This window comes from Streptomyces olindensis (assembly GCF_040645895.1).
GTDB classification, from domain to species: domain Bacteria; phylum Actinomycetota; class Actinomycetes; order Streptomycetales; family Streptomycetaceae; genus Streptomyces; species Streptomyces olindensis.
Map to the genome: position 1 here is coordinate 21,334 of NZ_JBEYZD010000089.1, position 12,721 is coordinate 34,054.

The following is a 12,721-nucleotide window of genomic DNA, read 5'->3' on the forward strand; positions in this document are numbered from 1 at the left end:
CATGGGGTCGGGGATTCGTCGTGCGCTCATTCCGGGGCCCTGCCGACCTCTGCGGGTCTGAGTACAGGATGGTGAGTGGATGAGCGCACAGAGGAAAGCCCTCGTGGGCCTGGCGAGCGCGGCCCTGGTTCTCGGGTTCAGCGGCACCGCTTCCGCCGGCAGCTACAACGGGGTGTGCGAGTCCTCGGGCGGCGGTGAGGTCTGTATCTACAGACTCGCGAACTACAGCGGCGGCCTGTACGACACGCTCTACAGCAAGAGCACCTACAGCGGCAGCACCTACTACGGCACCAGCACGGCCATCGACAACACCATGTCCTCGGTGAAGAACCTGGACCCCGACACCCTGGTGTACTTCTACCAGTACTCCGGTTACACCGGTGCACTCGTCGGCATCCCGCCGGGGGAGCACATCAACCAGGTGCCCAACGACAACACGGCGAGCTCGCACTGCTTCGGCTCGAACTCCGCCTGCCCGAACTGAACGCGACGGTGCGCCCCCTTTCCAGGGGGCGCATCCCGTTCGGCGTTCCGTCATCGTAGAAAGCGTCCGACCTGATGCGGAAGAGCTCACTGGCCGTCGGCGTTGCCGCCCTTTCCGTCGTGGTGCTGTCGGCATGTCAGTCGGGTGACCGGACGAAAAGCGAACCCGACGCCTCTCCCTCCCCGGCCACGAAGACCGTCGCCGGTGTGCCGGTACCGGTCCTCCCCCTCGATTCCTACGGCGTCAGCGCGGAGCAGCAGGCCGTTCTCGACCGGGCCGTCGACAAGCTGGCGGGGACGTGCATGAAGGCGAAGGGATTCACCTGGCCCGCCCGCCCGGAGCGGCTCGGCGCGGCGCGCTCGGCCAACGAACGGCGCTACGGCGTCACCGACCCGAAAGCCGTGCGCGTCCACGGGTACCAGTTGGCTCCGCCGCCCGGTGTGACCCCGGAGCAACTGGCCGAGGAAGCGCGGCAGGAGAAGAAGCGCAAGACCCTCATGACGGACGAGGTCACCGAGGCCTACACGGGCCGTGGCGGGACGTCGAAGGCGACGAGCCGCACGGGCGGCTGCCGCGGCGAGGCACTGAAGCAGCTCGGCCTGCCGCCGCAGGGAGACGCACTGGACGCCGTCGACCTGGCGCAGCAGCAGGGCTGGCAGCGGACGGAGGCGGACAGCCGGGCCAAGGCCGCGAACACCCGGTGGAGCGCCTGCATGAAGAAGGCCGGCCACCCGTACGCGAACCCCCACGCCGCCGCAGGCGACCCGGCCTGGTGGACCGAGGACGCGGGGGACCCGGCCGCCCGCAAGAAGACCAAGGCGCGCGAGATCGCCACCGCGGTGGCCGATGTGCAGTGCAAGCGGCAGGTGGACTACGTGGCGGTCTGGCAGTCCGTCGAGACCACCTACCAGAACAAGATCATCGAGGCCAACGAGAAGGAGCTCGGAGAGGTCCGGCAGATGTGGCGGAACGCGCTGCGGAAGGCGGCCGCGGTCCTCCGCTGAGCCCCGCCCGACAGGCACCATGACATCTGTCATGCGGGAGTGAGGACCGCCGACACTGCCCGGCGCACCCCGCCCCCGGCCACTCTGGCCGTATGACGACGACAACGCCCGTGGTCGGATTCGACCAGGTGAGCAAGAGCTACGGGAGCGTACGGGCCGTGGACGGCCTGACGCTCGCACTGCGCCCGGGGGAGACCGTGGCGCTGCTGGGCCCCAACGGAGCGGGCAAGTCCACCACCCTCGACCTGCTCCTCGGCCTGAAGAACCCGGACGGCGGCACGGTCCGGCTGTTCGGCACCAGCCCCCGGCAGGCCATCGTCGCCGGGCGCGTGGGCGCCATGCTGCAGAGCGGCGGGCTGATGGACGAGGTGACGGTCGCCGAACTCGTGCGGCTCGCCTGCGCCCTGCACCCCAAGCCGTACCGGCCCTCCGAGGTCCTGGCCCGCGCGGGCATCGCGCAGATCGCCGACCGCAAGGTCCACAAGCTCTCCGGCGGCCAGGCCCAGCGCGTCCGCTTCGCCCTGGCCACCGCGGGCGACAGCGATCTCATCGTCCTGGACGAGCCCACCACCGGCATGGACGTCACCACCCGCCAGGCCTTCTGGGCCACCATGCGCGAGCAGGCCGACCAGGGCCGGACCGTCCTCTTCGCCACCCACTACCTCGAAGAGGCCGACGCGATCGCCGACCGCGTCCTCGTGCTGCACCGCGGCCGGCTCCTCGCCGACGGCACGGCCGCCGAGATCAAGGCCAAGGCGGGCGCCCGCCGCGTCTCCTTCGACCTGGAGGGCCCGATCGACGAACCCGGGCTGCGCGCCCTGCCCTTCCTGACCTCCCTGACGGTCTCCGGCCGGACCGTCCGCATCCAGTCCTCCGACGCCGACGCCACCGTCCACGCCCTCTACGGCCTCGGCCTGCACCCCCGCAACCTCGAAGTCGCCGGCCTCGGCCTGGAGCAGGCCTTCGTCGCCCTCACCACCGCCGAGGAGGCGAAGGCCAAGTGAACAGCCTGATCACACTGGAACTCACCCGCGCCCTGCGCAACCGCAAGTTCCTGTTCTTCTCGGTGATCTACCCGTCGGTGCTGTTCCTGATCATCGCGGGCAACGCCGACAGCACCACGAAGGTCCCCGGCACCGGCCTGACCCTCCCCACCTACATGATGGTCTCGATGGCCTCCTTCGGCGCCCTCACCGCCGTCCTCATGGGCAACAGCGAGCGCATCGCCAAGGAGCGCGAGGGCGGCTGGGTACGGCAGTTGCGCCTGACCACGCTGCCGGGCCGCGGCTACGTCCTCGCCAAGACCGCGAGCGCCGCCGTCGTGAGCCTGCCGTCCATCGTCATCGTCTTCGTCGTCGCGGCGGCCGTGAAGGACGTACGCCTGGACGCCTGGCAGTGGCTCGCCCTCACCGGCGCGATCTGGGCCGGGAGCCTCGTCTTCGCCGCGCTGGGCGTCGCCATCGGCTACCTGGCCAGCGGGGACGCGGTCCGCCCGATCACGATGATCACCTACTTCGGCCTGTCGATGCTGGGCGGCCTGTGGATGCCCACCACGACGTTCCCGGGCTGGCTGCAGGACATCGCGAAGTGGCTGCCCACGCACGCGTACGCTGCCCTCGGGCAGGCCATCGAGCAGAGCCGCGCCCCGCACGTCCAGGACCTCGCCGTCCTCGTGGTGTCGTTCGCCCTGTTCGCGGGCGGCGCGGCCTGGCTGTACCGGAAGGACACCTTGAAGGCGTGAGCGGCGTCGGGGTCGGCATCGGGCAGCGCCCGGTCAACCGCAGGCAGCGGGCGGTGAAGTCGCTGTGGACCGGCATCTGGCTGGTCTACCTGAGCGCGCCCGTCGCCGACCTGCTGCACGGCGGCCACGGCACGGGCGTCCGGATCCTCGGCTGGCTGGGCCTCGCCGCGTTCGTCACCTGGTACATGCTGCTGGTCTTCCGCACGGGGCGCGGCGAGCGCAACCCCGTGGTGCTCGGCTCGCTCGGGGTGCTCGCGGCCCAGTCCACGCTGCTCGCCCTCACCCTGGGCCGCGAGTGGCTGGTGCTCTTCGTGTACGTCTCGATCGCGTCCGGCGCGGCCCTGCCCCTGCGCCTGGCCCGCTGGACGATCCCGGCCGCGTGCGCGCTGCTGACCGCCGTCGCGCTCGCCACGCACGACGGGCTGTCGTACCTGGCCGGCCTGCTCATCCCGGCCCTGCTCGGCGGCTTCGCGATGACCGGCGTACGCGAACTCGTCCGGACGACCATCGCGCTGCGCGAGGCCCGCGCGACCGTCGCCCAGCTCGCCGCCAACGAGGAGCGCCTGCGCCTGGCCAGGGACCTGCACGACCTGCTCGGCCACTCCCTCTCCCTGATCACGCTCAAGAGCGAGCTGGCGGGCCGGATGCTGCCCGCCCACCCCGAGAAGGCGGCCCGGCAGGTCGCCGACATCGAGCAGGTCAGCCGCCAGGCCCTCGTGGACGTACGCGAGGCCGTCAGCGGCTACCGCCGCCCCCGCCTGGGCGCCGAACTCGCCGGCGCCCGGGTCGCCCTCGCCGCGGCGGGCGTCACCGCCGAGCTGCCCGCCGAGCCCGCCCTCGGCGGCGTCCCCGAGGAGAGCGAGTCCGCCCTCGCCTGGGCACTGCGCGAGGCGGTCACCAACGTCGTACGGCACAGCGGCGCCCGGCGCTGCACCGTGGAGCTGCTGCACCGCCAGACCCTCGACGGCCCGATGCTCGAACTCACCGTCGAGGACAACGGCTCCGGCGGCCCGGGCGACGGCCACGGCAACGGCCTGACGGGCCTCACGGAACGCCTCACCAAGGCCGGCGGCACCCTGGAGGCGGGCCCGCTCAGGCACGGCTTCCGCCTGGTCGCCCGCGTGCCGGCGGCCGGAGCGGCGGACGTAGGATCCCCGGCATGAGCCGCACGATCAGGGTCCTGCTCGCCGAGGACCAGTCGATGGTCCGCGAGGCCCTGGCCGCCCTGCTCGGCCTGGAGGAGGACATCGAGGTCGTCGTCCAGGTGGCCCGGGGCGACGAGGTCCTGCCGGCGGCCCGCGCCCACGCCGTCGACGTGGCGCTCCTGGACATCGAGATGCCCGGCGCGACGGGCATCGAGGCCGCGGCCCGCCTCCACGCGGAACTCCCCGCCGTGAAGCTGGTCATCCTGACCACCTTCGGCCGCCCCGGGCACCTCCGCAGCGCCATGGAGTCCGGCGCCGACGCCTTCCTGGTCAAGGACGCCCCCGCCGCTCAACTGGCCGAGGCGATCCGCAAGGTCCTCACCGGCGAACGCGTCATCGACCCGACGCTCGCGGCAGCGGCCCTCGCGGACGGCGCCAACCCGCTGACGGACCGCGAGCGCGAGGTCCTCAGAGCGGCGGCGGACGGCTCCACCAACGCGGAACTGGCAGCGGCCCTCCACCTCTCCCAGGGCACGGTCCGCAACTACCTCAGCACGGCGATCCAGAAGCTGGCGGTGAGAAACCGCGCAGAGGCGGTCCGGGCAGCACGTGAGAAGGGGTGGCTGTAGAGCTTCTGGGGGCGCGGGGAACTGCGCGACCAGCCACGACGCACCCGCACCCGCGATCCCCCACGTGCCGCTACTGCGAGGGGCGTCAGTTGAGCATCGCCCGCGCCGCCGAAGCCTCCCCCCGCACCCGCCCGGCCGCGGCCTCGTCCACGGCCTCCACCACCTCCGCATAGGCCTCCAGCTCCGAGGCCCCACCCAGGAAGTCCCCCCGCTGTACGAGCAATCGCGCCCGCTCGTACCGCAACCGCGCGGGATGCGACGGCAGCAGCAACGACAACTCGACCGCCCACAGCGCCACATCCGACCGCTCGGGCCGGGCCGCCGCCCACGCCCGCACGTTGTTCAGGATCCGCGACACCACCTCCAGCGGATCGGCCGGCCGCAGCATCGCCGGGTCCAGCCGGGCCCCCGTCGCCCCGGCCACCAGCACCTCCGCGTCCGTGCCGCTCAGCACCCGCCCGCCGTCGAACGGGTCCGCCAGCACCTGCTCCTCCTCGGGCCCGAACCCGACCACGAAATGGCCCGGCAGAGCCACCCCGTACACCGGCGCCCCCGCCCGCCGGGCCACCTCCATCCACACCACCGACAGCAGGATCGGCAACCCTCTGCGCCGCTTCAGCACCTCGTGCAGCAGCGAGGACTCCAGCCGCTGGTAGTCGCCCGGAGCGCCGTGGAAGCCCAGCCGGTCACCGAGCAGCTCCCGCACGGCGACCGCCCACGCCCGCGGCCCGCCGGGCCGGTACGGCAGCAGCCCGGCCAGCCGGTCCAGCTCGACCTGCGCGGCGTCGATGCCCGCCTCGTCCAGCGCCCCGTCCGCCTCCGCGCCCACCAGCAGGCACAGCGCCGACAGATCGGGCCGCTCGGACCGGGCCTCTGCGGCGAACCGCCGCCGCAGTTCGGCGGAACGCTCCGGGGGCGGTGGATACGGGGGACGCATAGCTGGCTCGTGCCCTCTCACGACGATCGATTACCGGCCGGTGCCGCCGTCGTCCGGCGCCCGGTAGTGGTGGTAGGCGTGGTGCGCGGCGAAACCCATGCCGGCGTACAGCCCCCGCCCGCCCGCGTTGTCGGCCTCCACCTGGAGCCACGCGGCCGACGCGCCCTCGTCGAGGGCCTGCCGGGCCAGGGCCGCCATCACGGCCGTCGCCAGTCCCCGCCGGCGCAGCCGGGGATCGACCTCGACCGCGGCGAACCCGGCCCACCGCCCGTCGACGACACATCGCCCGATGGCCGCCGGAGGATCCCCCTCCGCCGCTCCGGGCACGGTCGCGAACCACACCGACGGCCCCGACCCCAGCACCCGCAGCGCCACCTCGCTCACGCCCTTGCGCTGATAACGGGCCAGCCAGCCCTCGCCGGCCTCCCGGGACAGCTCGACCCCCGCCGGATCGCCCCGGTCGGCGACCGGCGCCAGCGCCCCGACCCACAGCTCGGCGGTCACCTCCCGCGCCCAGCCCCGCTCCTCCAGCTCGGCGCAGAGCAGCTCCTGCGTGCCCGCGGCGCCGGTCGCGGTCTGGACGTAGGCGGGCAGCCCCCGCTCGCCGTACCACCGGCGGACGACGCCGAGCGCCTCGTCGAGGGGCACGCCCGGGTCGCCGAGCGGCAGCACCGAGTTGGCCCGGCGCGTGAAGCCGGACGCGGCCCGCAGCTCCCAGTCCCCGAGCCGCTCGCTCTCCACGGGCCGCCAGGCCCGCGCGGCGACCCGGGCCAGCTCCTCGTAGGTGGCGCCCGGACCGCGGCGACGCGCCGGGGCGGCGGGCACGGTCTTGCCCGCGACCAGCGCGGATTCCGCGATGCGGACGCTCTCGCCACTCTTGCGTGTGATCAGCAGCACACCCTTGTCCCATGATGTGAGAACACCGACCGTATCGGTGAACTTCTCACCTGGGGGACCATGTTCGATCAAGCTCCGCACGGAGACCCGTTTGCCCACGTCAGCAGCGGTGATACGGACCTCGAGTCGCCCGGCCGCAGAGATTTCCACAGGTCGGTTCACCCCTCCTGTTCGGATCATGCCCAGGAACGGAGATACTAGGGGCGGGCATCGACGACGCCGCGCTCCCGCGCGCCAGGCGGCGGAGCCTGAGGAGGCCCGCCAGCGCCCTATCGAGGAGGAACGACAGCGTGACCTACGTCATCGCGCAGCCTTGTGTCGACGTCAAGGACAAGGCGTGCATCGAGGAGTGCCCGGTCGACTGCATCTACGAGGGCCAGCGGTCCTTGTACATCCACCCGGACGAATGCGTCGACTGCGGGGCCTGTGAGCCGGTCTGCCCGGTCGAGGCCATCTTCTACGAGGACGACACTCCCGAGGAGTGGAAGGACTACTACAAGGCGAACGTCGAGTTCTTCGACGAGCTCGGTTCCCCGGGCGGCGCCAGCAAGCTGGGTCTGATCGAGCGCGACCACCCGTTCATCGCCGCGCTGCCGCCGCAGGCCGAGTAATCCCGTAAGCGGCCCGCACTCCGTGCCGCCTCGGTCCCGTACGGCCCGATCACGCCCGATCGCCGTGCGGGGCCGAGGCGTTTGCCGTACCGACCCGGCTCGTACGCACCAGAAAGTGAGCCAGCACCCGTGTCCGCAGTCTCCGACCGCCTCCCCACCTTCCCCTGGGACAAGCTGACGCCGTACAAGGCGACGGCCGCCGCCCACCCGGACGGCATCGTCGACCTGTCCGTCGGCACCCCGGTCGACCCGGTCCCCGAGCTGATCCAGAAAGCCCTGGTCGCCGCGGCGGACTCCCCGGGCTACCCGACCGTCTGGGGCACGCCCGAGCTGCGCGACGCGATCACCGGCTGGGTGGAGCGCCGCCTCGGCGCCCGGGACGTCACCCACCACCACGTCCTGCCGGTCGTCGGCTCCAAGGAGCTCGTCGCCTGGCTGCCGACCCAGCTGGGCCTCGGCCCCGGCGACCGGGTGGCCTACCCGCGCCTGGCCTACCCGACGTACGAGGTCGGCGCCCGCCTGGCCCGAGCCGAGTACGAGGTCTACGACGACCCGACCGAGCTCGACCCGGCCGGCCTGAAGCTCCTCTGGCTGAACTCCCCGTCGAACCCCACGGGCAAGGTCCTGTCCAAGGCGGACCTCACCCGGATCGTCGCGTGGGCCCGCGAGCACGGCGTCCTGCTCTTCTCCGACGAGTGCTACCTGGAGCTGGGCTGGGAGGCCGACCCGGTCTCGGTGCTGCACCCGGACGTCAACGGCGGCTCGTACGACGGCATCGTGGCCGTGCACTCCCTCTCCAAGCGCTCGAACCTCGCCGGGTACCGGGCGGCCTTCCTGGCCGGCGACCCGGCCGTCCTCGGCCCGCTCCTGGAGATCCGCAAGCACGGCGGCATGATGACGCCCGCCCCGACCCAGGCGGCGGTGATCGCGGCCCTCGGCGACGACGACCACGTGCGCGTGCAGCGCGAGCGCTACGCCGCCCGGCGCGAGCTGCTGCGCGAGGCGCTCCTCGCCCACGGCTTCCGCATCGAGCACAGCGAGGCCAGCCTCTACCTGTGGGCCACCCGGGGCGAGTCCTGCTGGGACACGGTCTCCCACCTCGCGGAGCGGGGCATCCTGGTGGCCCCGGGCGACTTCTACGGACCCGCGGGCGCCGAGTTCGTCCGCGTGGCGCTCACCGCGACGGACGAGCGGGTGGCGGCGGCCGTACGGCGCCTCTGACCGCTGCCGCGGTGCCCGGACAGGCCGAAGGGGCCCGGACGTGCCGAAGGGGCCCGGACGTGCCGAAGGGGCCCGGGGAAGCTCCCCGGGCCCCTTCAGACGTCGGAAATCGGCGTCAGCCGACCGGCAGGCCCTTCACCGGCAGCGTGTCGGCGGACGGCACGCCACCCTTCGCCAGTCCGTCGGTCGGCAGCCCGCCCTGGGCCGAACCGGCCGCGTCACCGACGAGCTGACCGGCGGAACCCGCCGCGTCACCGGCCGCCTTCTGCGCGACGGGCGTGGTCTTCTTGACCGCCTTGCCGCCGGTCTTGCCCGCGGCCGGCACCGCCTTCTTGACGGCCTTGCCGCCGGTGTCACCCGCGGACTCGGTGACGTTCTGGGCCGCGCCGTCGACGGTGTTGCCGACGTTCGCCCCGTCCAGGGCGGTCAGCCCGCCGAGGTTCGGGGTGGCAGGCAGCTCGGGGGCCGCGCTGGCGGAGCCGGCCGCACCGACCCCGGCAGCCGCTCCCGCAGCGACGATCAGCGCGGCACGGGCGATCCGGCGGGTCAGGGGGAGGGACATGGTGCTCCTTCGACGGAGAGAACAGTGAGGTTCGTGAAGTGTCCGACCCGGTCCGGGAGTTGATCGACTGGCTGTTGATCGACTGGCTGTTGATCGCCCCGGCTCGGACGCAGTGACTACCGCTCGAAGCCCGCGAAGGTTGCGGCGCCGCAACGTAAAGAGTTGGTAATGCGTCGCATTATCGGCTGCGGATAAAAACGGGCAAAGAGGCTCCCGCCGGAAAGCCCGCCGAATCCTTCCAGCCCTGTGTTCCCAAGGGTTCTCCCCGGATCACGGAGTGCACGCGAAAACCCCCGCACCCCGTCGCCGCCGAGCCGCGCGGGTAACCCGCAGGGGTGAGACCCCGCACCCCTGCGCGAGCCGACGCATGAGCTAGCGCATCGTGACGATACGGACCGCGTCCGCGCTCCGCTGTGCCCCCGCGGTGCCCGTCGACGGGGCGTCCCGCCACTCGCTCGCGGTGTTCCCGGCGACCCACTCCCGGCCCGCGTACGTCACCCGCGCGATGTGCAGCTCGGAGGCGTTGGCCACGGCCCAGTGCGCCAGCTGCCAGCCGCGCTGCTCCAGGCTCCGCCCGCCGGCCGCACTCGTGTCGGACGCCACCGGCAGCGTCACGGTCCGGTCGCCGTCCCCGTCCGCGGCGCTCGGAGACGGAGACGGCGTCGCCGCCGAGGAGCCGCTCACCTCGGCGCCGGCCGGCTCCAGCACATCGCGCCCGAAGTCCCGCGCGAGCGCGGCCCGCACCCCGTCCGGGCCCGTCGCCCGGGTCGCGGCCGGGCGGCCCTCGCAGGTCAGCGTGGCCGCGGACTGCCCGGTGAGCGCCGCGGCGAGCAGCGCGGCGTCCGGCTCGTGCTTGGCGTAGGCCTGCGGGAAACCGCTGCGCTGCACGCGCTGCGCGGCGACCGTGAGGGGCAGCCGCGTGTAGCCGGGCACCTTGACCAGGTGCTCGTAGAACTCGCCCGCCGAGTACGTCGGGTCCATGATCTCCTTCGGCGTCCCCCAGCCCTGCGAGGGCCGCTGCTGGAACAGGCCGAGGGAGTCCCGGTCGCCGTGGTCGATGTTGCGCAGGCTCGATTCCTGGAGCGCGGTCGCCAGCGCGATGGTCACGGCCCGCTCGGGCAGGCCGCGCGCGGTGCCCACGGCGGTGATCGTCGCCGCGTTCACGGCCTGCTCGGGCGTGAACGAGTACGACGCCCCGTCGCCCTTGCCGGAGACGACTTTGCAGCCCGGCTCGCCTGTGCCCCCGGTGACGTACTGCACGACAAGGTAACCGGCGACCGCGAGCAGGATCACGAAGGCGGACCCGCATCGGAAGAGGCGGCCACGACGCTTGGGAGAGGACGGCTCTGGCACGCCGTACAAGGTACTGGAGAGTACGGAGTGCCATGAGCCGGGTGGGGAAGGTGTGCACCGGGCATGGCGCGTTAGGGTCGACGGCATGGCCGACACCTCGCTTGACCTCACGCTGGACGCCGCGGAGCTCACCGCCCGGCTCGTCGACTTCCGGTCCGAGAGCGGCACCGAGAAGCCGCTCGCGGACGCGATCGAGACCGCGCTGCGCGCGCTGCCGCACCTGACGGTCGACCGGTACGGCAACAACGTCGTGGCCCGCACGAACCTGGGCCGCGCGGAGCGGGTGATCCTGGCCGGACACATCGACACCGTCCCGATCGCCGACAACGTCCCCTCCCGGCTCGACGAGGACGGCGTCCTGTGGGGCTGCGGCACCTGCGACATGAAGTCGGGCGTCGCGGTCCAGCTGCGCATCGCGGCCACGGTCCCGGCCCCGAACCGCGACCTGACCTTCGTCTTCTACGACAACGAGGAGGTCGCCGCGGAGCTGAACGGCCTCAAGCACGTCTCCGAGGCGCACCCCGAGTGGCTGGAGGGCGACTTCGCGGTTCTCCTGGAACCGTCGGACGGCCAGGTCGAGGGCGGCTGCCAGGGCACGCTGCGGGTCCTGCTGAAGACCACGGGCGAGCGGGCCCACTCGGCACGCGGCTGGATGGGCTCCAACGCGATCCACGCGGCGGCCCCCATCCTCGCCCGCCTCGCCTCCTACGAGCCCCGCTGGCCGGTGATCGACGGCCTGGAGTACCGCGAGGGCCTGAACGCGGTCGGCATCAGCGGGGGAGTGGCCGGCAACGTCATCCCCGACGAGTGCGTCGTCACCGTCAACTTCCGCTACGCGCCCGACCGCACGCCCGAGGAGGCCGTCGCGCACGTCCGGGAGGTCTTCGCGGACTGCGGGGTGGCGGAGTTCGAGGTCGTCGACCACAGCGGCGCGGCGATGCCCGGTCTGTCCCACCCGGCGGCCAAGGCGTTCATCGAGGCGGTCGGCGGCACCCCGATGCCGAAGTACGGCTGGACCGACGTCTCCCGCTTCTCGGCCCTGGGCGTCCCGGCGGTCAACTACGGCCCGGGCAACCCCCACTTGGCGCACAAGCGGGACGAGCGCGTGGAGATCGCCAAGATCCTCGCGGGCGAGGAGCGGCTGAGGAACTGGCTGACCGCCTGACCTCGCCGGGACGCCCTCGTGTTTACGGCGCTCCATCGCGGACATGCTCACGTCCCTCGTTCGTAACCCGCGTAGATCTACGCTGAGGTGGAACGACAGGCACGACGGAGGGAGCGCACATGGCGACCGGCAACCCGGAGGGGAAGAAGCAGCCGCCGGAGGAGAAGCGCCTGGGCCCGGTCCTCCAGCGGCGGGACCAGGTGCAGGCCAGCACGACCGACCAGCGGCTGCTGGACGAGCGGGCGCCCTCCGACTGGGTGCACACCGACCCCTGGCGCGTGCTGCGCATCCAGTCGGAGTTCATCGAGGGCTTCGGCACCCTCGCCGAACTCCCGCCCGCGATCAGCGTGTTCGGCTCGGCGCGGACGCCGGCGGACTCGCCCGAGTACGAGGCCGGGGTCAAGCTGGGCCGAGGGCTGGTGGACGCGGGCTTCGCAGTCATCACGGGCGGCGGCCCGGGCGCGATGGAGGCGGCCAACAAGGGAGCCGTCGAGGCGAGCGGCATCTCGGTCGGCCTGGGCATCGAGCTGCCGTTCGAGCAGGGGCTGAACCCGTACGTCGACATCGGCCTCAACTTCCGCTACTTCTTCGTGCGGAAGATGATGTTCGTGAAGTACGCCCAGGGATTCGTCGTCCTGCCCGGCGGCCTCGGCACCCTCGACGAACTCTTCGAGGCCCTCACGCTCGTCCAGACCCAGAAGGTCACCCGCTTCCCGATCGTCCTCTTCGGCACGGAGTACTGGGGCGGCCTGGTGCACTGGCTGCGGGACACGGTGATCGCGCAGGGCAAGGCGGCGGAGAAGGACCTGCTGCTGTTCCACGTGACGGACGACGTGGACGAGGCGGTGGCGCTGGTGTCGAAGGAGGCGGGCAGGTAGGGGTCTTTTCGAGCCCGGCCCCTTGTCCGACCGTGTCGGGTGGCGGGTGGGCATAGGTCCGGGAGCACGGCGAGCTCGTCGTCGGAGTCGCTGC

The 12,721-nt window shown here is 72.5% G+C and carries 14 protein-coding genes; 10 read left to right on the forward strand and 4 right to left on the reverse strand.

Translation table 11 applies throughout. The annotated features are described in order from the left end of the window. The first annotated feature begins 79 nt into the window (after positions 1-79). The 6 genes from ABZ948_RS36105 (at position 80) to ABZ948_RS36130 (ending at position 5,003) form a co-directional block, all read left to right on the forward strand. Positions 80-484 carry a peptidase inhibitor family I36 protein gene (locus tag ABZ948_RS36105; RefSeq protein WP_359766908.1) on the forward strand — a complete coding sequence of 135 codons (405 nt, stop codon included), beginning with the start codon at positions 80-82 and terminating at the stop codon, positions 482-484. 206 nt (positions 485-690) lie between these two features. Next, entirely contained in the window at positions 691-1,488 is a 798-nt protein-coding gene (locus tag ABZ948_RS36110; RefSeq protein WP_359766910.1) for a hypothetical protein, read from the forward strand. A 92-nt stretch (positions 1,489-1,580) separates the two neighbouring features. After that, a complete protein-coding gene (locus tag ABZ948_RS36115; protein ID WP_359766912.1) occupies positions 1,581-2,492 on the forward strand; it encodes an ABC transporter ATP-binding protein in 912 nt (303 codons plus the stop codon). Then, entirely contained in the window at positions 2,489-3,229 is a 741-nt protein-coding gene (locus tag ABZ948_RS36120; protein WP_359766914.1) for an ABC transporter permease, read from the forward strand. The genes ABZ948_RS36115 and ABZ948_RS36120 overlap by 4 nt, the downstream gene beginning before the upstream one ends. Next, on the forward strand, positions 3,226-4,392 hold the full coding sequence (locus tag ABZ948_RS36125) for a sensor histidine kinase (protein ID WP_359766916.1): 1,167 nt from the start codon (positions 3,226-3,228) through the stop codon (positions 4,390-4,392). The genes ABZ948_RS36120 and ABZ948_RS36125 overlap by 4 nt, the downstream gene beginning before the upstream one ends. Further along, a complete protein-coding gene (locus tag ABZ948_RS36130; RefSeq protein ID WP_359766918.1) occupies positions 4,389-5,003 on the forward strand; it encodes a response regulator in 615 nt (204 codons plus the stop codon). The genes ABZ948_RS36125 and ABZ948_RS36130 overlap by 4 nt, the downstream gene beginning before the upstream one ends. Before the next feature lie 85 nt (positions 5,004-5,088). On the opposite strand, the gene ABZ948_RS36135 is transcribed toward ABZ948_RS36130, so the two are convergent. Both ABZ948_RS36135 and ABZ948_RS36140 read right to left on the reverse strand, forming a co-directional pair. Then, the gene (locus tag ABZ948_RS36135; RefSeq protein WP_359766920.1) at positions 5,089-5,940 is read right to left on the reverse strand and encodes a transglutaminase family protein; all 852 of its coding nucleotides are present in this window, start codon (positions 5,938-5,940) and stop codon (positions 5,089-5,091) included. Positions 5,941-5,970: 30 nt separating this feature from the next. Then, the gene (locus tag ABZ948_RS36140) at positions 5,971-6,987 is read right to left on the reverse strand and encodes a GNAT family N-acetyltransferase (RefSeq protein WP_359766934.1); all 1,017 of its coding nucleotides are present in this window, start codon (positions 6,985-6,987) and stop codon (positions 5,971-5,973) included. A 140-nt stretch (positions 6,988-7,127) separates the two neighbouring features. On the opposite strand from ABZ948_RS36140, the gene fdxA reads away from it, so the two are divergent. Then, a complete protein-coding gene (fdxA, locus tag ABZ948_RS36145; RefSeq protein ID WP_030929316.1) occupies positions 7,128-7,448 on the forward strand; it encodes a ferredoxin in 321 nt (106 codons plus the stop codon). A gap of 129 nt (positions 7,449-7,577) precedes the next feature. Beyond that, positions 7,578-8,669, forward strand: a complete 1,092-nt coding sequence (locus ABZ948_RS36150; RefSeq protein WP_359766923.1) for a bifunctional succinyldiaminopimelate transaminase/glutamate-prephenate aminotransferase — start codon at positions 7,578-7,580, stop codon at positions 8,667-8,669. A gap of 115 nt (positions 8,670-8,784) precedes the next feature. Here ABZ948_RS36150 and ABZ948_RS36155 read toward each other — a convergent pair whose 3' ends face one another. Both ABZ948_RS36155 and ABZ948_RS36160 read right to left on the reverse strand, forming a co-directional pair. Continuing rightward, entirely contained in the window at positions 8,785-9,231 is a 447-nt protein-coding gene (locus ABZ948_RS36155) for an ATP-binding protein (protein ID WP_359766924.1), read from the reverse strand. 372 nt (positions 9,232-9,603) lie between these two features. Beyond that, positions 9,604-10,584 (reverse strand): heavy metal transporter, encoded by a 981-nt coding sequence (locus tag ABZ948_RS36160; RefSeq protein ID WP_359766926.1) that lies wholly within the window; start codon positions 10,582-10,584, stop codon positions 9,604-9,606. A gap of 85 nt (positions 10,585-10,669) precedes the next feature. Between ABZ948_RS36160 and dapE the strand changes: the two genes are divergently transcribed. Then, a complete protein-coding gene (gene dapE, locus ABZ948_RS36165) occupies positions 10,670-11,749 on the forward strand; it encodes a succinyl-diaminopimelate desuccinylase (RefSeq protein ID WP_359766928.1) in 1,080 nt (359 codons plus the stop codon). A gap of 119 nt (positions 11,750-11,868) precedes the next feature. Further along, a complete protein-coding gene (locus ABZ948_RS36170; protein ID WP_359766930.1) occupies positions 11,869-12,627 on the forward strand; it encodes an LOG family protein in 759 nt (252 codons plus the stop codon). The last annotated feature ends 94 nt before the right edge of the window (positions 12,628-12,721 follow it).

What these genes read in the sequence shown, in the direction of transcription:
- ABZ948_RS36115 (WP_359766912.1), top strand. Translation starts at nt 1,581, where the DNA reads ATGACGACGACAACGCCCGTGGTCGGATTCGACCAGGTGAGCAAGAGC.
- ABZ948_RS36105 (WP_359766908.1), top strand. Translation starts at nt 80, where the DNA reads ATGAGCGCACAGAGGAAAGCCCTCGTGGGCCTGGCGAGCGCGGCCCTG.
- ABZ948_RS36155 (WP_359766924.1), bottom strand. Translation starts at nt 9,231, where the DNA reads ATGTCCCTCCCCCTGACCCGCCGGATCGCCCGTGCCGCGCTGATCGTC.
- dapE (WP_359766928.1), top strand. Translation starts at nt 10,670, where the DNA reads ATGGCCGACACCTCGCTTGACCTCACGCTGGACGCCGCGGAGCTCACC.
- ABZ948_RS36135 (WP_359766920.1), bottom strand. Translation starts at nt 5,940, where the DNA reads ATGCGTCCCCCGTATCCACCGCCCCCGGAGCGTTCCGCCGAACTGCGG.
- ABZ948_RS36170 (WP_359766930.1), top strand. Translation starts at nt 11,869, where the DNA reads ATGGCGACCGGCAACCCGGAGGGGAAGAAGCAGCCGCCGGAGGAGAAG.
- ABZ948_RS36130 (WP_359766918.1), top strand. Translation starts at nt 4,389, where the DNA reads ATGAGCCGCACGATCAGGGTCCTGCTCGCCGAGGACCAGTCGATGGTC.